Consider the following 18,823-nt stretch of genomic DNA (forward strand, 5'->3'; position numbering starts at 1 on the left):
CGCTGGTGACGTTAGGCAGCAGAGGTGAAGCGGCAGGCGGACGGAGGTGAACCGCAGGTGAACGCTGCCTGACGAGTTCGGGCGCCGTCCGGCGGCCGTCGGCGTCAGGCGGGTTCTGCGACGCCCGCGAGGTCGCCGTGCCGCGTGCGCTGCAGATAGCGCTCCACGGTGTCCCGGCTCTTGGTCAGGCAGGCGATCTTGTCCTCCAGCGAGCGCATCTCGGCATGGAGCATCTCGGCGACCTGTCGGGTGCAGGAAGGCGAGAGCTCGTCGTCGGCGAGCGCCTCGACGTCGAGGACGACCCGCACGAGCCGGGTGGGGAGGCCGGAGGCGATCAGGCTGCGGATGGACCTGACGCGTTCGACGTGCTCCTCTCCATACGACCGGTATCCGTTGTCCTGGCGCGGCGGGACGAGGAGGCCCTGCTCCTCGTAGTAGCGCAGCATCCGGGGGGCCACCCCTGTCAGCTCGGCGAGCTCTCCCACGCGCATCGTGATTCCCTTCATCGTCGGGCTTGACCTTGACATAAATGTCAAGGTTTACGGTCCGAGCATGACACAGACGACGACACATGTTCCGGACATGACCCGCAAGACCTGGGCGGCGCTGCTCACCCTCGCCGGCGCGGGCTTTGCGACCGTCACCATCGAGCTGCTCCCTGCCGGACTGCTGCCCTCGATGGCTCATGACCTCGGGGTCTCGCGGGGCCGGATCGGACTGCTCGTCACGGCCTGGGCTCTCACCGTCGCGGCCCTCAGCCTCCCCCTCGAGCGACTCACCCGCAGGCTCCCTCGCCGCGGGGTGATGCTCGGCGCGGTGCTGGTCAGTGCCGGCGCGGCTCTCCTTGCGGCGACGGCTCCCGCGTACGGGCCGCTGGTCGTCGCCCGGGTCGTGGCCGCGGGTGCGCACGGCCTGCTGTGGGCTCTGCTCGTGCCGTACGCCGCGTCGCTCGTCGACGAGCGGCACATCGGGAAGGCGGTGTCGGTCGTCCTCGTCGGACCGACCGCAGCGGGCGTCGTCGGCGTGCCGCTCGGTACGGCGGCCGCCGAGCTCGTCGGCTGGCGGGCGGTGCTCGTGGGCGCGGGTGTCCTCCTCGTCGTCGCTTCGCTCGCTCTCGTGACGGTGCTTTCTCCAGGTGCCGCCCCGGGCAAGATACCCGTGCCCGCAGGCGCCGTGCCCGCAGGTCGCGACCGCTCGCTCGTCCGCGTGACCGTCACCGCGACCTTGGGCGCGCTGGTGCTCGTCGGTCACTTCCAGGTGTTCACCTACGTCGGTCCCCTCGTGACGCGCGTCGCGGGCATGGACTCCGCGGCCCTCGGCGGCGTGCTCGCGCTGTTCGGCGCCACAGGGGCGCTGGGGCTCGCGATCGCCGGGCCGCTGTCGGACCGGTTCCCGACGGCGGCTCTCCCGGGGACCGCGATCGCCTTCGCGATCACCGTGCTCGCGATCACGGCGCTCGACACGAGCACCGCGGTCGCCCTGGTGGTCGTCGGGGTCTGGGGAACGATGATCGGGCTGTTCCCGCCGGTCTTCCAGTCGACCGTGATGCGGATCGCCTCACCGGCGGCACGCGGCGCCGCGGGGGCGGTCGTCGTCACCGCGCTCAACCTCGGGATCGCCGCCGGTGCTGCCTCCGGAGCGTGGCTGCTGGAGAACCGCGGGGTCGACGCCCTCGCCCCGGTCGCGGCCCTCGCCGTCGGCGTCGCCGCCACCGGCCTCGTGATCAGCGCAGCACGTGGCGCTCGGTCGCCAGCACCTCGCCGCGGCGATGGTGGACGACCACCAGCCCCGCAAGAGGCAGAGGCCCCGCGCTGAGCGCGTCGGCGTCGACCCCGACCGCCTTGAGCATGCGCGGGATCACCGTCCGGTGGCCGCAGGCCGCGACAGGGCGCCCGTGCTCGACGTCCTCGGCCATCGCTTCCGTCACCGGCCGCTGCTTCGCCGGGCCGCCGTCGCGCGGTTCGTCGAGTCGGTGGTCGACGGTGATGGGACGGTGAGTGGCGTCGGCGTAGGGCTCGAGCGTCTGCACACAGCGAAGGGCACCGCTCGAGTGCAGGTGGTGCACGCCGTACGCCGACAGGACGGGCCGGAGCCGTCCGGCCTCACGCCTGCCTGCCGCGGTCAACGGGCGGACGAGGGGCTCCTTGCGCCAGCGGCTGCGCGAGCGGGCCTGCGCGTGGCGGACCACCACCAGCGTCCGCGTCCGGTGGGCGTCGGACCCGACGCGCTCACCGAAGGCCTCGAGCACCGCCCGGTCGGTGTCGTACGAGAGCCGCTTCGGCGCCTTGTCGAGCGTGACCCAGGCGACGCCGTCGATCTCCTTGTTGGGCACGTAAGTGTCGGCGTCTCCGCTGACCGGAGTCGCCGACCAGTAGGCGACGTTCTTGAGCCGGCCCTTGGCGAACTCGTACTCGAGCTCCATCAACGGCACACCCAACCGCGCCAGGACGCCGGTCTCCTCCTCGACCTCGCGGACCGCCGTCGTGGGTCGGAGCTCGCCGCGCTCGACGGTCCCCTTGGGGATGCTCCAGTCGTCGTGGCGCGCGCGGTGGACGAGGAGGATCTCGAGCCCGTCCTTGGGACGGGAGCCGGCCGGCCGCCACACGACGGCGCCGGCGGACATGCGCACGGGGCGGCTCACACCAGACCGCCGGCCGTAGCCCTGGCCTTCGCCTCCGCACGCGCTCGGGCTCGGCGGGCGCGAGTGCGCTCGATCAGCGTCTGCTGCAGGTCACGCAGCGGACCGTCAGGCGAGGTGGCGCGGCTCCAGGTGCCGTCGGGGCCGAGGTTCCACGCGTCGGTCCCCGGGTCCATGGACAGGTCGAGGACGTTGCCGATCTCGGCGATGTGCTCGGGCCGGTCGAGTCGTACGAGCACCTCGACACGGCGGTCGAGGTTGCGGTGCATCAGGTCGGACGAGCCGATCCAGACCTGCGGGTCGCCGCCGTTGGTGAACCACAACAGCCGGCTGTGCTCGAGGAAGCGCCCGAGGATGCTCCGCACGACGATGTTGTCGCTCATCCCCGGGACACCGGGCCGCAGGGCACAGATGCCCCGGACGACCATCTCCACCCCGACGCCCGCACGCGACGCCCGGTAGAGCGCGTCGATGACCTCCTCGTCGACGATCGAGTTGACCTTGATCCTGATCCCGGCAGGGCGTCCGGCCCGGTGGTGCTCGATCTCGCGCTCGATGCTGTCCACGATGCCGGAACGCACGCCGGCAGGAGCCACCATCAGCTCGCGGTAGGACTCCCGCCGGGAGTAGCCCGACAGGTTGTTGAAGAGGTCGGTGAGATCGTCGGCGATGTCGGTGTCGGTCGTGAGCAGGCCGTAGTCCTCGTACAGGCGGGCCGTCTTGGGGTTGTAGTTGCCGGTGCCGATGTGCGCGTAGCGGCGCAGCCCGTCCGGCTCGTCGCGCACCACCAGGCACAGCTTGCAGTGGGTCTTGAGCCCCAGCAGGCCGTAGACGACGTGGCATCCGGCACGCTCCAGCTTGCGTGCCCAGCGGATGTTGGCCTGCTCGTCGAAGCGCGCCTTGATCTCGATGAGGACCAGCACCTGCTTGCCCGCCCGGGCGGCGTCGATGAGCGAGTCGATGATGGGGGAGTCGCCGGAGGTCCGATAGAGGGTCTGCTTGATCGCGAGCACGCGCGGGTCCGCCGCGGCCTGCTCGACGAAGCGCTGGACGCTCGTCGCGAACGAGTCGTACGGGTGGTGGATCAGCACGTCGTGCTGGCGCAGCGCCGCGAACATGTCGACGGGACTGGACGTCTCGACCTCGGCGAGATCGGGGTGCGTCGCGGGCACGAAGGGCTCGAACTGCAGCTCGGGCCGGTCGAGGTCGGCGATCTGGTGCAGGCTGGCCAGGTCGAGCGGAGCCGGGAGCCGGAAGACCTCGTCCGGGCTGATGTCGAGCTCGGTCACGAGCAGCTCGAGCACGTGGTCGTCCATCGTGTCCTCGACCTCGAGGCGCACGGGCGGACCGAACTTCCGGCGAAGCAGCTCCTGCTCCAGCGCCTTGAGGAGGTTCTCGGCGTCGTCCTCCTCCACCTCGAGGTCCTCGTTGCGGGTCACGCGGAACGCGTGGTGCCCGGTGATCTCCATCCCGGGGAACAGCGCGTCGAGGTGTGCCGCGATGACCTCCTCGAGCGCCACGAACCGGGCAGGACCGACCGTCACCCAGCGGTCGAAGATCGGAGGCACCTTGACCCGGGCGAAGTGCGACTTGCCGGTGACCGGGTTGCGCATGACGACGGCCAGGTTGAGGGAGAGACCCGAGATGTAGGGGAAGGGATGGGCGGGATCGACCGCCAACGGGGTCAGCACCGGGAAGACCCGGGCCCGGAAGACGCGCGAGGCGTCGTCGCGCTCGTCCGGCTCGAGGTCGTCCCAGTGCAGGAGCGCGATCCCTCGCTCGTCGAGCCGCTCCGTGAGCTCCTCCGTCAGGAGGGCGCCCTGCCGAGACATCAGCTCGCGGCTGCGCTGCAGGCTCGCGGACCACACCTCGCGGGGCTGCATGCCGCTGGCGCGCCGTGATGCCAGGCCCGCCGCGAGCCGTCGCTTGAGGCCGGCGATGCGGACCATGAAGAACTCGTCGAGGTTGCCCGAGAAGATCGCAGTGAAGCGTACGCGCTCAAGCAGCGGCACCGACGTGTCCTCGGCCAGCTCGAGCACCCGCTGGTTGAAGGCCAGCCACGACAGCTCCCGATCGCTGAGCCGGTCGTCGGGCAGGTCCGGTCCGTGGTCGACGAACGGCGGGTCCACGTCGAACGAGTCCGGCGAGCTCGGGTGCTCCTCGACGATGGCGGGTGGGGGAAGGACTTCGGCCATTCCCGCATCGTGCCACGCACCAGCGACGAGCGGGTGACGCGGATCAGCGGCTGGTGCCGACCCACAGCCGGTGACCGGCGCCGACCGTCACCTCGGCGACGCGGACGAACCCCGACGCCTCGAGGACGGCGACGTGCTCGGTGAGCAGCGTCATCGCGGCGGCGACGCCGTCGGTCTCCTCCAACGCGGCCGTGATGCAGGCCTGAAGGATGTCGGCACGCTCGTGCGGACCGAGGTCGGGGACGACGGCCAGCGTGGTGAGCACGACGTCCGGCGCGACTCGGCTCAGCATGTCGGCGACGGTGGTCTCCGCCGCGCCCAGCGCCTCGCGGACGTCCTCTCCGGGATCGAGCGCCGCGTGGACGGTGGCGGCGTCGAGCTCGAGCCGAACGGTCTCGCGAAGGCCCTCGGAGAGCCCGACCGCTCCGAGACGGACCTCGTGGCGCGGCATCCAGACTGTCGCGGCCTGGAGGACGCCGTCGCGCTCGGCCACCCACAGCTTGCCCTGCTGAAGCACGAGATGGCTGAGGGCGAGCCGGGTGACGACCGCCGCGACCTGGGGGTCGGGAGGCCCGTCGACGGTGCCGTCGCCGTCGATGTCCAGCGCGGGAGCGGAGACTTCGAGGAGCCTGGCCGCATGGGTCACGTCGACCAGCCCGGCGCGGCGGACGAGGTAGGAGGCGCTGGGCTCCAGCGACGCGGTCATTCATCCACCCTGGCACTCGCCCCCAAGCGGTGCGGCCGCACGACGCGGATCAGAGGCTGCGACCGTAGAGGACGTCGCGAGCGCTCTCGGTGAAGCCCAGCCCGTGGTACGTGGCGAGCGCAGGGGTGTTGTCGCCCTCGACGTAGAGGTCGATCCGTGCCAGTCCGAGCCCGGTGAGGTGGTGGAGTCCTCGGAGCGTCAGTGCCTTGCCGAGCCCGTGCCCCTGCTCGGACGGGTCGACGCCGACGACGTACACCTCACCGACCTCGCCGCCCTCGATGGCCGGCGGGTCCACCTTGGTCCAGTGGAAGCCGACGACCCGTCCGTCACGCTCGGCGACGAACAGCCCGGCCGGGTCGAACCACGGCAGGGTGGCCCGCGCTCGGAAGTCGGCCTCGTCCATCGCACCCTGCTCCGGGTGCATCGCGAAGGCGCGAGCGTTGACGGCGACCAGTCCTGCGGTGTCCTCGTCTCGCCAGGGCCGGATCGTCACCCCGTCGATGCCGCGCTCCTCGGGCAGCGGATCGGCGGTGGTCCGCTCGAGGACGACGAGCGTGCGTACGACCCCCAGGCCGCGGCTGCGAGCGAGGGCCTGCGCTGGTGGGAGGTCTCCGTGAGCCCAGAAGCGGCTCTCGCCCTCGTTCAGAAGACGGTCGAGGAGCGCGCCACCGACGCCGTGCCGACGGTGGTGGGGATCCACGAACACCTCGACGGGCGCGTCCCCGGCGGCGTACGCGACACCGACGAGGTCGTCACCGTCACGGGTCGCATGGTCGACGCGCGGTGGCTCGCCGGTGGCGATCGCTATCCGGCTCGCCTCGTTGAGCGGGGACACGCCGTCCGCGGCAGCCACCCTCTCAGCGAGCGCGACACGGGGGTCGACCGCGGCGGTCATCGGCGTGGTCCTGTGCCGGAGCCTGCACGGAGCACCCGGAGCTGGGTGGCCGCCTCGGCGGCGACGGCGATGGCGAGGCTCTTGGCGTCCCCGCTGTCGGAATCGAGCTCGGGCACGAGAACCTGCACCTTTCCTGCGGTGAAGAGGTCGGCGGCGGACACACGCTGAGCCGTCGCCATCTCCGCGGCGTGGTCGGCGTCGCCGTGGACGATCGCGGACGCGCCCTCTGGTGGCAGCGGCGAGAGCCACGCACTCTGGGTGGCGACCACGACGTCGGCGGGGAAGAGTGCGAGCGCCCCGCCCCCGCAGCCCTCGCCCAGCAGGACGGCGACCGTGGGCACCGCCATCGTCGCCATCGTCGCGATGCAGCGCGCGATCTCGCCGGCGATCGCACCCTCCTCGGCGGCCTTGGACAGGTCAGCGCCTGGGGTGTCGATGAACGAGACGAGCGGGAGACCGAGCTCCTCGGCCAGCCGCATCCCGCGTCTGGCCTCGCGGAGCGCGCCGGGACCCATCGGCGCCCGCGCCTGCGCCTGGCGGTCCTGACCGACGACCACGCACGGCTCTCCGTCGAGTCGGGTCAGGGCGACGATCATCGCGCTGTCGCGCTCGCCCTCGTCGGTGCCCTGGAGGCGGATGGTGTCCTCACCACCGACGCGCAGCACCTCGCGGACACCGAGGCGTCCCGGTGCCCGGGTGCGCTCGATGGCCGCCCAGGTGTCGCCGCTCCCGGTCGCGACCGGCTCCCTCCGCGGGAGGCCGGCCGGTCGTGGCGGGTCGACGAGGATCCCGAGCGTGCGGTCGACCAGTGCGGGGAGATCCTCCGCGGTCACGACGGCGTCGAGGATGCCGTGGTGCGCGAGGTTCTCGGCGGTCTGGACGCCTTCGGGGAACGGGCGGTGGTGGAGCACCTCGTACACCTTCGGGCCGAGGAAGCCGACCAGAGCGCCGGGCTCGGCGACGGTGACGTGGCCCAGCGAGCCCCACGAGGCGAAGACGCCACCGGTCGTGGGATGCCCGAGATGGACGAGGTACGGGAGCCCCGCTGCCTTGTGGTCCATGATCGCGCGGGAGATGTCGATCATGTGGAGGAAGGCCGGCGTCCCCTCCTGCATGCGCGTGCCGCCCGAGGCGGTGGTGGCCAGGACGGGGATGCGTTCCTCGGTCGCCCGGCGCACGGCGTGGACGATGCGGCGGGCCGCGTCCTCGCCGATGGAGCCCGCGAGGAAGCGGAACTCGCTCGCGACGACGGCGACCGGTCGACCCCTCACGGTGGCCCGGCCGGTGATCACCGACTCGTCGCGCCCGGAGCGCTCGGCGGCCCGCAGGAGCTCACGCTGATAGGCATCCGGCCAGCGGCCGATGTCGATCGGAGAGTCCCACGACGCGAACGAGTCGGCGTCGAGGACGAGCTCGACCAGGTCCGACGCCGTACGGCGTGCGCTCATGCTCCGTCCTTTCCGGTCAACGGGCGGTGGTGTGCCGTGCTCCCGCTCGTGGACGTTCGGCGTCGTCGCCCGAGCCGGCGTCGGAGCTCGCGGTCGTGCCGGCGTCGCGACGGTCGCGCGACTGCGCCACGAAGCGGTAGCCGACGTTGCGCACGGTCCCGATCAGTGTCTCGTTGTCGGGGCCGAGCTTGGCGCGCAGCCGGCGCACGTGCACGTCGACGGTCCGGGTCCCTCCGAAGTAGTCGTACCCCCACACCTCCTGGAGCAGCTGCTGCCGGGTGAAGACGCGACCGGGGTGCTGAGCGAGGAACTTGAGGAGCTCGAACTCCTTGAACGTGAGGTCGAGCGAGCGGCCGTCGAGACGCGCGGTGTAGGTCACGTCGTCGACGGTCAGCCCGCCGGAGCGGATGACGTGCGAGTCGGGCTCGCCGCCCGCCTCGGCTGCGACCCGCCCGATCGCCAGTCGCAGACGGGCCTCGACCTCGGCCGGGCCGGCGGTGGTGAGGACGACGTCGTCCATGCGCCAGTCGGCGGCCACGACGGCGAGCCCACCCTCGGTGACGATGAGCACCAGCGGGGCGTCCATGCCGGTGGTGCGGAGGAGACGGGTGAGCCCGCGGGCCTGGGCCAGGTCGGTGCGCCCGTCGATGAGGACGGCGTCGCACGACGGCGCATCCAGCAGCGCGCTGGCTTCGGGCGGGAGGATCTTGACGTGGTGGGGCAGGAGCGCCAGCGCAGGCAGTACTTCGATGGAGGACTGCGTACTCGGTGTCAGCAGGAGCAAGGTGGACATCGCGTAACCCTTCTGCGGATACAAAGAAAGCCCAGGGCTCTGCCCAGGGCTTCATTGCTTGCCTCACAATAGACGACGTGTCGGATGCATCAACAGCCGGTAACCGCGGCGCCGCGAGCAGTTCGAGCGTCACCGTCCGCTATTGGGCCGCTGCGCGTGCCGCTGCTGGCCGCGAGGTGGACGAGGTCGATCCCGGCACCGTGGCCGAGGTCCTCGACGCCGTGAGGGCGTTGCACGCCGGCAACGAGCGCTTCATGCGCGTGCTGGAGATCTGCTCGGTCCTGGTCGGCGAAGAGCCCCTCGGGAGTGCCGATCCGGCCACCGTCACGGTGGGGCCCGGCGGACGACTCGAGCTGCTCCCGCCCTTCGCCGGCGGCGCGGGTCGGCCCGAGACCGACCGCACGTGAGTCGCGTTCGCGAGGAAGCACGCTCGCCCCTCGGGCTGACCGCTTTCGCGCCTTGGGTGGTCACGTGCGCGCTGGTCGCTCTGCTGGTGCTCGCCGACTTCGCCGGACCCGTCGTGGTGGCGGGTGCGGTGCTCCTGGTGCAGCTGGTGCTGGCCGCGTCCCCTCCGCCGGCCGGCGTCACCCGCGCCCCCGCGCGGTCGCCGAAGGTGGCGCCGATCGCCTTGGCGGGTCTGGCCGCGGCGGTCGTCACCCTCGCACCCACGACGATCTCGGGTGCGGCGGGAACGGTGGCGACCGCGAGCGCGTCCGTCGCTGGGGGCTCCCTCGCGGGTGTCGGGATCGCCTTCCCCGTGCTGGTGCTGGCGGCCCTCCTCGGTCAGCTCCGTCGTCCGCCTCCGCGACCCGATGTCGTCACTGCACTCGGAGAGGTCGTCGTCACAGGCACGATCGCTCTGATGGCGACGGGCTGGCTGGCGGCGGCGCTGTCACCGGTCGGTCGTCCGGCGATCGTCGTCGCGGCGGTCGTGACCGTGATCATGGTCCTCGCCGACCGGTCGGTTCGGATGCGACCGGTGACCCAGGTCTGGGCGCTCGCGCTGAGTGCGTTGAGCGGCATCGTGCTCGCTTCTCTCGAGGGTGCCCACGCCCTGGTGGGCGGGATCGCCGCGCTGGCGATCGCCGGTGCGGTGCTCGCCGGAGGTGCGGTGGGTCGCCGGTGGCGCCCGCTGCCTCCTGCGCGGTGGGCGATGGAGGTGACCGCGCCGATCGCGCTGGCCGGTCCGGTCGTGTTCGTCGCGTCGTTGGTCTGGGCGGGTATCTGATCGGACGGCCGGTCCGGCGCCCGAGGGAGGACGGGTTCAACGGGAGGTCCGTACTCTTGGAACGTGCCCCTCGGAGTCTCCGTCCTCGTCGTCGTGCTCATCGTCACCGGCGCCTTCGCGCTGTTCCGCCACCGCCGCGACGGGCGTGTCCGTGCCGCCGGGCCGGTGGCACCGACGCCTCCGGTCGATGGTGCTCCCGCCCCGGCCGAGCCTGCCGTGCTCACCGCTGCCGACATCGGTTCCGGACTGGGAGAGGCTGCCACGCTGGTCCAGGTCTCGAGTGCCTTCTGTGCTCCGTGCCGTGCGGCGCGGGTGCTCCTGACTCGGGTGGCCGACGGGCGCGACGACGTGGCCTACGTCGACGTCGACGCCGAGTCTCACCTCGACCTCGTACGCCGCCTCGGCATCCTGCGTACTCCGACGGTGCTCGTCCTCGACCGTGACGGCGCGGTCGTCGGTCGCGCCTCCGGCGTCCCACGGGTCACTGAGATCGAGGCGGTTCTCGACAGCGTCACAAAGACGCGTGTCTCGGATGATGGATAGCCGTCTCATTTGTTGGACGGGAAAGTGACCGGTGGGGGATCGCCGCCTACTCTTGCGGCATGCCTCCCACGACACACCTGACCAGGCGACGGGCAGTCGACAACTGCCGCGTGCGCTCGGCGCTGTGTCGCATGCGCTGAACGAACCCACCTGTCCGCCGCCCGTGCGGCACCGTTCTGCGCCTGGAGTCTCCATGTCTCACACCTCGTCGACCACCCCGCGTCGAGCTGCTCCCACCGCCGGCCCCGATGCCGGTCTTCACGGAGTGGTCGACCCGCGGGGTCAACGCTTCTCCGCCGCGATCACCGCGGCCGTCCTCGCGGTCGCTCTCGTGACGATCGGCTCGTCGCTCGCGACGGTGCTGATCGCGTTCCAGGCCCTCGTCTTCGCCCTCGGGGTGCTCGTGGGACCGGCGGGCACGCCGTACGCCCAGCTGTTCGCGCGGCTCGTACGGCCCCGCATCGGCGCTCCGACGGAGACCGAGGACGCCCGCCCGCCGCGCTTCGCCCAGTCGGTGGGGCTCGTCTTCACCCTGATCGCCCTCGTCGCCTCGCTCGTCGGTGCCGCACCGGTCGCCGCGGTCGCCGTCGGCTTTGCGCTGGCAGCAGCGCTGCTCAACGCCGTCACCGGCTTCTGCCTCGGCTGCGAGATGTACCTCATCGTCCGACGGGTCTCGCCGCAGCGGGCCTGACTGCACGACTCATCAGCACCACCCATCCAGCGTCACACCAACCGTGGAGGTATCCCATGAGCCGCGACACCGCGCTCGTCACCGCCGACTGGGTCGAGGAGCACCTGTCCGACCCGAACGTCGTGCTCGTCGAGGTCGACGAGGACACGACGGCCTACGAGAAGGGCCACATCGCCGGAGCGATCAAGCTCGACTGGAAGACCGACCTGCAGGACCCGGTCCGTCGGGACTTCGTCAGCAAGGAGCAGTTCGAGGCGCTCCTGTCCGAGCGTGGCGTGAGCAACGACGACACTGTCGTGCTCTACGGCGGCAACAACAACTGGTTCGCGGCCTACGCCTACTGGTACTTCAAGCTGTACGGCCACCAGGACGTCAAGCTGCTCGACGGGGGCCGCAAGAAGTGGGAGCTCGACAGCCGCGAGCTCGTCAAGGAGATCCCGACCCGCGAGAAGACGTCCTACACCGCCTCGGAGCAGGACACCTCCATCCGCGCCTTCCGTGACGAGGTCGTCGCCGCGATCGGCGTCCAGAACCTCATCGACGTGCGCAGCCCCGACGAGTTCGCCGGGCGCCTGCTCGCTCCTGCCCACCTCCCGCAGGAGCAGGCCCAGCGCGGCGGCCACATCCCCACGGCCGGCAACGTCCCGTGGAGCAAGGCAGCCAACGACGACGGCACCTTCAAGAGCAACGAGGAGCTGGAGGCGCTCTACGCCGAGGCCGGCCTCGACCGCAGCAAGGACACCATCGCCTACTGCCGCATCGGCGAGCGCTCGTCGCACACGTGGTTCGTGCTCCAGGAGCTCCTCGAGATCCCGAACGTGAAGAACTACGACGGCTCCTGGACCGAGTACGGCTCGCTGATCGGCGTGCCCGTCGCGCTCGGCGACGAGCCCGGCGAGGCCTGAGCCCGTGTGCGGCGCGACCCGCGGCGGCCCCAGCCTGGAGGGGGTCGACCTCGCGAAGGAGTCCGTGATCCAGGGCATCGTCACCAGGTCCGGCGAGCCGGTCGGCAACGCCTACGTACGGCTGCTCGACGCCACCGGCGAGTTCACCGCCGAGGTCCCGACGTCGGAGACCGGCCAGTTCCGGTTCTTCGCCGCTCCCGGCGAGTGGACGCTGCGCACTCTCGCGCCGCGCGCGCGCTCGGTCGACCGCCAGGTCAAGGCCCAGCGTGGGAGCGCCGTCGACATCGAGGTGACGATCGAGGCGGCCTGACAGTACGGCACAACGAAGCCCCCGCACCGGATCTCGGGCGGGGGCTTCGTCGTACGTCGGGAGCTGCCTCGCAAGGGCGGCTGGCTCAGCTGACCTCGGTCTCGCTGCCGAGCTTGGCGGCGTCGGGGTTGAGGCGAAGATATTTCTTGACCTTGTCGTTGCGGACCATGCGCCAGAGCTCCTCGCCCTTCTCCTCGTCGAGGTTGACCACGTTCATGCCGTTGTCGAGGTTGCGTGTCGACGGCGATCCGAGGGGGACGGTGAGGAAGTCGACGTCGTCCACGCTGACGCCGCGCAGCGCCAAAGCAAGACCGGTGATGTCGGAGGTCGTGAAGTTCTCGTCGATCGTGAGGTTCGCGGCGACGGACTCGACCGTCTTCTGGAGCGAGATCGGGTTGCTGACGTTGGTCCCGCTCATCATCTCCTTGAGGAGGAGACGGATGAAGTTCTGCTGGCGCTTGATGCGGCCGAAGTCGCCGTCGGTGAGCCCGTAGCGGGTGCGCACGTACTGGAGGGCCCGCTTGCCCTTGAGGTTGTGCCAGCCCTTCTTCCACTCCACCTTCTGGGAGGAGTCGTAGAACGTCTCGGGGATGTAGACCCGAACCCCGCCGACAGCTGCCGTCATGTCCTGGAAGCCGTCCCAGTCCATGATCACCATGTGGTCCAGACGCAGGTCGGTGAAGTTCTCGACCGTCGCGATCGCGCCCGACGGGCCGTAGTCGGCGAACGCGGCGTTGATCTTGTTCTCGCCGCGTGGCTCACCCTCCTCGTCGTAGATCGTGACCCAGGAGTCGCGGGGGATCGAGATGACCGAGACCTTCTTACGGTCGGCGGAGATGTGGGCGACCATGATCGTGTCGCTGCGGTGGATCCTGCCGTCCTTCCACCGCCCGTCCGCGCCGAGGTCGGCCTTGATCGACGACTTGTTCTTGTTGCCGTCGGCCTCGGCGTCGGCGCCCAGCACGAGGATGTTGAGGGCTTCGCCGGGGGCGGGGTCGGGGCGGTTCTTCTCCTTGATGGAGGCCTGCCCTTTGACGGTGTCGATGTTGTCGAGGTTGGTCATCAACCCGTACGCGTACGTGGCGCCGCCGACGAGCACCACGGAGAGCACTGCGGCGACGGACGCGCCGATCCAGTGCCGGCGCAGCCAACCGCGCGGCTTCTCGCCGCGTCGCTTCCCGGCGCCGTCGTAGTCGCTCATCCCTCTCCCTGTCCAGCACAGCGCAGCCCAAGCGGACGGCCGGGGCTGCGGTCTCGCTCATTGTGCCCCATGAAAGGTCATCAGCCCAGGCGATGTCTCATCTTCGGCGCATCTCGGCGCTGTCGAGGATCAACGTCACCGGGCCGTCGTTGATCATCTCCACCGCCATGTCCGCTCCGAACACTCCACGTTCGACGTGCGCCCCGAGTTCCTGCAGCGCGCGGCAGTATTCCTCGTAGAGCGGCTCGGAGACCGGCGCCGGCGCCGCATCTCCCCACGACGGTCGCCGGCCCTTGCGGACGTCGGCGTACAGCGTGAACTGACTGATGACCAGGAGGGGAGCGGCGAGGTCGGAGGCCGAGCGCTCCCCGCGGAGGATCCGCAGGCCCCACGTCTTGGCGGCCAGCGCGACGGCGTCGTCGGGGCTGTCGACGTGCGTGACACCGAGGAGGACGACCAGCCCCGGGCGCTCGATCGCGCCCACGACCTTCCCCTCGACCCGGACCGACGCAGAGCTGACTCGCTGGATCACCGCACGCATCCGCACAGTGTGACGGAGGGGCTGCCGGTCGCACGTAGACTGGCGGCATGCCGTTCGAGATTCCCGAGGACCTGCACCCCGACATCCTCGGATTGGCCTGGTTGCTCGGGCAGTGGCACGGCAACGGCCGGGGTGACTATCCGACGATCGAGTCGTTCTCCTTCGAGCAGGACGTCGCGTTCGCGCACGACGGCCGTCCGTTCCTCCACTACTTCAGCCAGACGTGGATCACCGACGAGTCGGGCGAGCGCGTCCGGCCGGGGGCGCTCGAGACGGGCTTCCTCCGTCCCGGGGGGCCGATCGAGAAGGCCAAGGGGCCGGTCGAGCTGCTCCTCGCGCACCCGACGGGCTTCGTCGAGATCTACTTCGGCGAGCTGGACGGTCCTCGCCTGACTCTGCAGACCGACGCGGTCGTCCGTACGCCGACGGCCAAGGAGTACACCGCCGGCCAGCGGATGTACGGGCTCGTCGAGGGCGACCTCATGTATGCCTACGACATGGCGGCACAGGGGCAACCCATGCAGTCCCACCTCTGGGGGCAGCTCAAGCGTGTCTGACGTCGACGCACCGACCTATCGCAGTCCCCTCCTCGATCTGCCTGGCGCGGTCGAGGGCGACGGCGTCGACCGAGGCGTCGCAGCCCACTACGGAGCGATCAGCCCCGAGCAGCGAGCCCTCGAGGCCGGACAGGCGTTCGTCGACCTGTCCCACCGCGACGTCCTCACGATCACCGGCGCTGACCGGCTCGGCTGGCTGCACTCGCTGACCACCCAGGCCTTCGACCGGCTGTCGCCCGGCACGCCCACGCAGGCGCTCGTGCTGTCACCCCAGGGCCGGGTGGAGCACGCCTTCCACGGCGTGGACGACGGTGAGACCTTCGTGGCGCACACCGAGCCCGGTCGCGGCGCCGCGCTGGCGGCGTACCTCGACTCGATGCGGTTCATGATGCGGGTCGATGTCACGCTCGCCACCGGCACCCACGCGGTCCTCGGGCTGTCCGGCCTCCGGTACGCCGTGATCCCGCGGGCCGAGCTGGCGTCGGCGCCTGACACGTACGGGACACCTGCCGGCACCTGGGCCTGGGAGGCGTTGCGGATCGCCGCCGGTGTGCCGCGTCCCGGGCTCGACACCGACGACAAGTCGATCCCCAACGAGTACGGGTGGCAGTACGACGCCGCCACCGGCACGTCGGATCTCATGCAGGCGGTGCACCTCGACAAGGGCTGCTACCGCGGACAGGAGACGGTCGCCCGGATCCACAACCTCGGTCGCCCGCCCCGCCGTGCGGTCCTGCTGCACCTCGACGGCTCGGCCGAGCACCTGCCCTCCCATGGCGCCGAGGTCCAGCTGGACGGGCGACGGGTCGGATTCGTCGGGTCGACGGCGCGTCACCACGAGCTCGGGCCGATCGCCCTCGCCGTCGTGAAGCGCAACGTGCCCGTCGAGGAGACGCTCCTCGTCGACGGTGTCCCCGCCGCGCAGGAGGCGCTGGTCGACCCCGAGATCGGCCTGCACGTGCGTCCGGCGCTCTGAGACCGCTTGCTAGGGTCCCCGCATGCGTATCTCGGTCATCGGCTGCTCCTACCTGGGCGCCGTCACCTCGTCGTGCCTGGCGCGGATGGGTCATGACGTCACCGGAGTCGACATCGCCACCCGTATCGTCGAGGACCTCTCGGCCGGGCGTGCGCCGTTCTTCGAGCCCGGACTCCAGGACCTCCTGAGCGAGCAGCGCGACACCGGCCGGCTCCGCTACACGACCGACCCCGCGGCCGTCGCCGGGAGCAGGGTGCACTTCGTGTGCGTCGGTACGCCCCAGAGCGCGGGCGAGAACGCGGCCGACCTCAGCCAGGTCGACAGTGCGATCGAGGGCCTGCTGCCGCACCTTGCACCGGGTGACGTGGTCGTCGGCAAGTCCACGGTGCCGGTGGGCACGGCGGCCCGGATCGCCGCCCGGATCGCGCAGGTGCAGCCCGAGGCCACGCTCGTCTGGAACCCGGAGTTCCTGCGTGAGGGCTTCGCCGTCGAGGACACGCTGCACCCCGACCGGATCGTCTACGGGTTGCCGGAGGGCGCCGCCGGCGCGCGGGCGCGGGCCGTCCTCGACGAGGTGTACGCCGCGCCGCTCGCCGAGGGTGCGCCGCTGGTCGTCACCGACTACCCGACCGCCGAGCTGGTGAAGGTGGCCGCCAACTCGTTCCTGGCCACCAAGATCTCCTTCATCAACGCGATGGCCGAGCTGTGCGAGGTCGCCGGAGCCGACGTGACCGCACTGGCCGACGCGATCGGCCACGACGACCGCATCGGACGCAAGTTCCTCAACGCCGGGATCGGGTTCGGCGGCGGCTGCCTGCCGAAGGACATCCGCGCGTTCATGGCACGCGCTGGCGAGCTCGGTGCCGACGAGGCACTGACCTTCCTCCGCGAGGTCGACACGATCAACCTGCGTCGCCGCGACAGGGTGGTCGAGATCGCGCGCCAGGTCCTCGACGGCGCCGTCACCGGCCGTACGATCGCCGTGCTCGGTGCCGCCTTCAAGCCCAACAGCGACGACGTCCGCGACTCGCCCGCGCTGGACGTGGCAGCGCGCCTGCACGTCCACGGCGCCGAGGTGCGTGTCACCGACCCCCACGCGATCGACAACGCGCGGCGCCTGCACCCCGAGCTGACCTATGTGCCGTCGGTCGACGAGGCCGTGGACGGCGCCGACCTCGTCCTCCTGCTCACCGAGTGGCGCGAGTACGTCGCGCTCGACCCGGCAGCCCTGGCCAAGCAGGTCCGCAGTGCCGTCGTGGTCGACGGACGCAACGTGCTCGACCCGATCCAGTGGCGCGAGGCCGGCTGGACCTACCGGGGTCTCGGCCGGCCGTAGTCAGCCGCGCCCCGACGCACGTCCGATATCACACCCGCCCGATTCGTGGTCCGGCGTGCCCGGCCCATAGACTTGATTGGCTATGACTGAATCCGCGCCACTCGATGCGCACCCTTCTTTTGCTGACCTTCTCGACGACGAGCGGCTGGTCCGCGCCCTTGCTGACGTCGGCTACGAATCGCCGTCCCCCATCCAGGCCGAGGCGATCCCCCCGCTGCTCGCCGGCCGCGACATCATCGGCATGGCGCAGACCGGCACCGGCAAGACCGCTGCCTTCGCGCTGCCGATCCTGTCCGGCATCGACGTGTCCCGACGCGACACGCAGGCACTCGTGCTGGCCCCGACCCGTGAGCTGGCGCTCCAGGTCTCCGAGGCGTTCGCGTCGTACGCCAAGCACCTGCCCGGCCTCAACGTCGTCCCCGTCTACGGTGGGGCGGGCTACACCGAGCAGCTCGCCGCGCTCCGCAAGGGCGCGCACGTCGTCGTCGGCACGCCCGGTCGCGTGATCGACCACCTCGAGCGCGGCCGCCTCGACCTGACGACCATCTCCTACCTCGTCCTCGACGAGGCCGACGAGATGCTCAAGATGGGCTTCGCCGAGGACGTCGAGCGGATCCTGCGCGACACGCCCACGACGAAGCAGGTGGCGCTGTTCTCGGCCACGATGCCGTCGACGATCCGCCGTCTGGCCAACCAGTACCTCAAGGATCCCATCGAGGTGAGGGTCAAGGCCAAGACGGTCACCGCCAAGAACGTGCGCCAGCGCTGGCTGCTGGTCCCGCACTTCCGCAAGCTGGACGCTCTCGCCCGCTTCCTCGAGGTCGAGCCGCACGAGGGCGTCATCGTCTTCGTCCGGACCAAGCAGGTGACCGAGGAGCTCGCCGAGCAGCTGCGGGCGTACGGCCACACGGCGCAGGCCATCAACGGCGACCTGGTGCAGGCGCAGCGTGAACGTGCCGTCAACGCGCTCAAGAACGGCTCGCTCGACATCCTCGTGGCGACCGACGTCGCGGCCCGCGGCCTCGACGTCGACCGCGTGAGCCACGTCATCAACTACGACATCCCGCACGACCCCGAGGCGTACGTGCACCGGATCGGTCGTACGGGTCGTGCTGGCCGCAGCGGTGACGCCGTCCTCTTCGTCACCCCGCGCGAGCGTCGCCTCCTGGGTGTCATCGAGCGCACCACCGGTCAGCCGGTGACGCCGATGGACATCCCGACCGCCGAGCAGGTCAACGCCCGCCGGGTCGAGCAGTTCGAGGAGGCGATCACCGACGCCCTCGCGACCAAGGACGTGCACCTCTTCCGCGGGCTCGTGGGCAAGTACGCCGCGTCCACCGGAGTGGACCCGCTCGACGTCGCGGCGGCACTCGCCGTCCGCGCCCACGAGGGACGGTCGTTCCTGCTCGACGCCAAGGACGACATCGTCCTGAGCGAACGCGACCGAGGACGCGACCGAGCTGACCGCAGCGAGCGCCCGGAGCGGCCCCAGCGGCCGACGCCGGACGGCATGGCCGTCTACCGGCTCGCCGTCGGCAAGCGTCAGCGCGCTACCCCGAAGTCGATCATGGGCGCGCTGGCCAACGAGGGCGGGCTCGGCCGGTCCGACTTCGGCAACATCTCGATCCGCTTCGACCACTCGTTGGTGGAGCTGCCCGACCCGCTGCCCAGCGGCGCCGAGAGCGCACTGAGCCGGACGCGGATCGGCGGAGAGCTGATCAACCTCGAGCGCGACCGAGGCGCACGCGGCCACGCCGGTGGCAGCGGCGGGGGCCGTCGCAGCGGTGGTGGTCGATCCTGGGACAGCGCGGGCAAGGGACCAGTACGCTCGGCCAGGACGCCACGACGCAAGGGGTAGGC

The 18,823-nt window shown here is 71.0% G+C and carries 20 protein-coding genes; 11 read left to right on the forward strand and 9 right to left on the reverse strand.

Going from position 1 to position 18,823, the window contains the following annotated elements:
• Positions 1-104 precede the first annotated feature (104 nt).
• Entirely contained in the window at positions 105-491 is a 387-nt protein-coding gene (locus KV100_RS12295; RefSeq protein ID WP_220343327.1) for a MerR family transcriptional regulator, read from the reverse strand.
• A 61-nt stretch (positions 492-552) separates the two neighbouring features.
• Here KV100_RS12295 and KV100_RS12300 point away from each other — a divergent pair, with 61 nt between their 5' ends.
• Entirely contained in the window at positions 553-1,815 is a 1,263-nt protein-coding gene (locus KV100_RS12300; RefSeq protein ID WP_220343328.1) for an MFS transporter, read from the forward strand.
• On the opposite strand, the gene KV100_RS12305 is transcribed toward KV100_RS12300, so the two are convergent.
• Genes KV100_RS12305 through KV100_RS12330 form a run of 6 tightly spaced genes read right to left on the reverse strand, consistent with a single transcriptional unit; the run spans position 1,724 to position 8,675 of the window.
• Positions 1,724-2,641: an NUDIX hydrolase gene (locus KV100_RS12305; RefSeq protein WP_220343329.1), complete on the reverse strand. Its 918-nt coding sequence runs from the start codon at positions 2,639-2,641 to the stop codon at positions 1,724-1,726. The two genes, KV100_RS12300 and KV100_RS12305, sit on opposite strands and share 92 nt — an antisense overlap.
• Positions 2,638-4,833 carry an RNA degradosome polyphosphate kinase gene (locus KV100_RS12310; RefSeq protein WP_220343330.1) on the reverse strand — a complete coding sequence of 732 codons (2,196 nt, stop codon included), beginning with the start codon at positions 4,831-4,833 and terminating at the stop codon, positions 2,638-2,640. The genes KV100_RS12305 and KV100_RS12310 overlap by 4 nt, the downstream gene beginning before the upstream one ends.
• A gap of 43 nt (positions 4,834-4,876) precedes the next feature.
• A complete protein-coding gene (locus tag KV100_RS12315) occupies positions 4,877-5,539 on the reverse strand; it encodes a hypothetical protein (RefSeq protein ID WP_220343331.1) in 663 nt (220 codons plus the stop codon).
• A 49-nt stretch (positions 5,540-5,588) separates the two neighbouring features.
• Complete coding sequence (gene mshD, locus KV100_RS12320; protein ID WP_220343332.1) at positions 5,589-6,434, reverse strand: mycothiol synthase; 846 nt, start codon at positions 6,432-6,434, stop codon at positions 5,589-5,591.
• Complete coding sequence (locus KV100_RS12325) at positions 6,431-7,882, reverse strand: carboxyl transferase domain-containing protein (RefSeq protein ID WP_220343333.1); 1,452 nt, start codon at positions 7,880-7,882, stop codon at positions 6,431-6,433. Before KV100_RS12325 ends, mshD begins: the two co-directional genes overlap by 4 nt.
• A gap of 16 nt (positions 7,883-7,898) precedes the next feature.
• Complete coding sequence (locus KV100_RS12330; protein ID WP_220343334.1) at positions 7,899-8,675, reverse strand: response regulator transcription factor; 777 nt, start codon at positions 8,673-8,675, stop codon at positions 7,899-7,901.
• A 77-nt stretch (positions 8,676-8,752) separates the two neighbouring features.
• Between KV100_RS12330 and KV100_RS12335 the strand changes: the two genes are divergently transcribed.
• The 6 genes from KV100_RS12335 to KV100_RS12360 all read left to right on the forward strand — a co-directional run bounded on the left by KV100_RS12335 (position 8,753) and on the right by KV100_RS12360 (position 12,352).
• Positions 8,753-9,082 carry a MoaD/ThiS family protein gene (locus tag KV100_RS12335; RefSeq protein WP_220343335.1) on the forward strand — a complete coding sequence of 110 codons (330 nt, stop codon included), beginning with the start codon at positions 8,753-8,755 and terminating at the stop codon, positions 9,080-9,082.
• Positions 9,079-9,903: a hypothetical protein gene (locus tag KV100_RS12340; RefSeq protein WP_220343336.1), complete on the forward strand. Its 825-nt coding sequence runs from the start codon at positions 9,079-9,081 to the stop codon at positions 9,901-9,903. Before KV100_RS12335 ends, KV100_RS12340 begins: the two co-directional genes overlap by 4 nt.
• A gap of 63 nt (positions 9,904-9,966) precedes the next feature.
• On the forward strand, positions 9,967-10,446 hold the full coding sequence (locus KV100_RS12345; RefSeq protein WP_220343337.1) for a thioredoxin family protein: 480 nt from the start codon (positions 9,967-9,969) through the stop codon (positions 10,444-10,446).
• Between the two features lie 193 nt (positions 10,447-10,639).
• Positions 10,640-11,137, forward strand: a complete 498-nt coding sequence (locus tag KV100_RS12350; RefSeq protein ID WP_220343338.1) for a DUF4395 domain-containing protein — start codon at positions 10,640-10,642, stop codon at positions 11,135-11,137.
• A gap of 56 nt (positions 11,138-11,193) precedes the next feature.
• On the forward strand, positions 11,194-12,042 hold the full coding sequence (locus KV100_RS12355; RefSeq protein ID WP_220343339.1) for a sulfurtransferase: 849 nt from the start codon (positions 11,194-11,196) through the stop codon (positions 12,040-12,042).
• A 4-nt stretch (positions 12,043-12,046) separates the two neighbouring features.
• A complete protein-coding gene (locus KV100_RS12360) occupies positions 12,047-12,352 on the forward strand; it encodes a DUF1416 domain-containing protein (protein ID WP_220343340.1) in 306 nt (101 codons plus the stop codon).
• A gap of 85 nt (positions 12,353-12,437) precedes the next feature.
• On the opposite strand, the gene KV100_RS12365 is transcribed toward KV100_RS12360, so the two are convergent.
• Complete coding sequence (locus tag KV100_RS12365) at positions 12,438-13,553, reverse strand: LCP family protein (protein WP_220343341.1); 1,116 nt, start codon at positions 13,551-13,553, stop codon at positions 12,438-12,440.
• 97 nt (positions 13,554-13,650) lie between these two features.
• Positions 13,651-14,094: a D-aminoacyl-tRNA deacylase gene (gene dtd, locus KV100_RS12370; RefSeq protein WP_220343342.1), complete on the reverse strand. Its 444-nt coding sequence runs from the start codon at positions 14,092-14,094 to the stop codon at positions 13,651-13,653.
• Between the two features lie 47 nt (positions 14,095-14,141).
• Between dtd and KV100_RS12375 the strand changes: the two genes are divergently transcribed.
• The 4 genes from KV100_RS12375 (at position 14,142) to KV100_RS12390 (ending at position 18,821) form a co-directional block, all read left to right on the forward strand.
• Positions 14,142-14,651 (forward strand): FABP family protein, encoded by a 510-nt coding sequence (locus tag KV100_RS12375; RefSeq protein WP_220343343.1) that lies wholly within the window; start codon positions 14,142-14,144, stop codon positions 14,649-14,651.
• A complete protein-coding gene (locus tag KV100_RS12380) occupies positions 14,644-15,627 on the forward strand; it encodes a folate-binding protein (protein WP_308291428.1) in 984 nt (327 codons plus the stop codon). The genes KV100_RS12375 and KV100_RS12380 overlap by 8 nt, the downstream gene beginning before the upstream one ends.
• A 22-nt stretch (positions 15,628-15,649) precedes the next feature.
• Complete coding sequence (locus KV100_RS12385) at positions 15,650-16,963, forward strand: UDP-glucose/GDP-mannose dehydrogenase family protein (protein ID WP_220343345.1); 1,314 nt, start codon at positions 15,650-15,652, stop codon at positions 16,961-16,963.
• Positions 16,964-17,045: 82 nt separating this feature from the next.
• Complete coding sequence (locus KV100_RS12390; RefSeq protein ID WP_220343346.1) at positions 17,046-18,821, forward strand: DEAD/DEAH box helicase; 1,776 nt, start codon at positions 17,046-17,048, stop codon at positions 18,819-18,821.
• Positions 18,822-18,823 lie beyond the last annotated feature (2 nt).

This window comes from Mumia sp. zg.B21, assembly GCF_019550855.1.
In the GTDB taxonomy this organism is placed as follows: domain Bacteria; phylum Actinomycetota; class Actinomycetes; order Propionibacteriales; family Nocardioidaceae; genus Mumia.

Bases quoted from the DNA above. Each gene is read 5' to 3' on its own strand.
- KV100_RS12390 (WP_220343346.1), top strand. From the start codon at position 17,046: ATGACTGAATCCGCGCCACTCGATGCGCACCCTTCTTTTGCTGACCTT.
- KV100_RS12350 (WP_220343338.1), top strand. From the start codon at position 10,640: ATGTCTCACACCTCGTCGACCACCCCGCGTCGAGCTGCTCCCACCGCC.
- KV100_RS12385 (WP_220343345.1), top strand. From the start codon at position 15,650: ATGCGTATCTCGGTCATCGGCTGCTCCTACCTGGGCGCCGTCACCTCG.
- KV100_RS12355 (WP_220343339.1), top strand. From the start codon at position 11,194: ATGAGCCGCGACACCGCGCTCGTCACCGCCGACTGGGTCGAGGAGCAC.
- KV100_RS12365 (WP_220343341.1), bottom strand. From the start codon at position 13,553: ATGAGCGACTACGACGGCGCCGGGAAGCGACGCGGCGAGAAGCCGCGC.
- KV100_RS12325 (WP_220343333.1), bottom strand. From the start codon at position 7,882: ATGAGCGCACGCCGTACGGCGTCGGACCTGGTCGAGCTCGTCCTCGAC.
- mshD (WP_220343332.1), bottom strand. From the start codon at position 6,434: ATGACCGCCGCGGTCGACCCCCGTGTCGCGCTCGCTGAGAGGGTGGCT.
- KV100_RS12375 (WP_220343343.1), top strand. From the start codon at position 14,142: ATGCCGTTCGAGATTCCCGAGGACCTGCACCCCGACATCCTCGGATTG.
- KV100_RS12310 (WP_220343330.1), bottom strand. From the start codon at position 4,833: ATGGCCGAAGTCCTTCCCCCACCCGCCATCGTCGAGGAGCACCCGAGC.
- KV100_RS12330 (WP_220343334.1), bottom strand. From the start codon at position 8,675: ATGTCCACCTTGCTCCTGCTGACACCGAGTACGCAGTCCTCCATCGAA.
- dtd (WP_220343342.1), bottom strand. From the start codon at position 14,094: ATGCGTGCGGTGATCCAGCGAGTCAGCTCTGCGTCGGTCCGGGTCGAG.
- KV100_RS12300 (WP_220343328.1), top strand. From the start codon at position 553: ATGACACAGACGACGACACATGTTCCGGACATGACCCGCAAGACCTGG.
- KV100_RS12315 (WP_220343331.1), bottom strand. From the start codon at position 5,539: ATGACCGCGTCGCTGGAGCCCAGCGCCTCCTACCTCGTCCGCCGCGCC.
- KV100_RS12295 (WP_220343327.1), bottom strand. From the start codon at position 491: ATGCGCGTGGGAGAGCTCGCCGAGCTGACAGGGGTGGCCCCCCGGATG.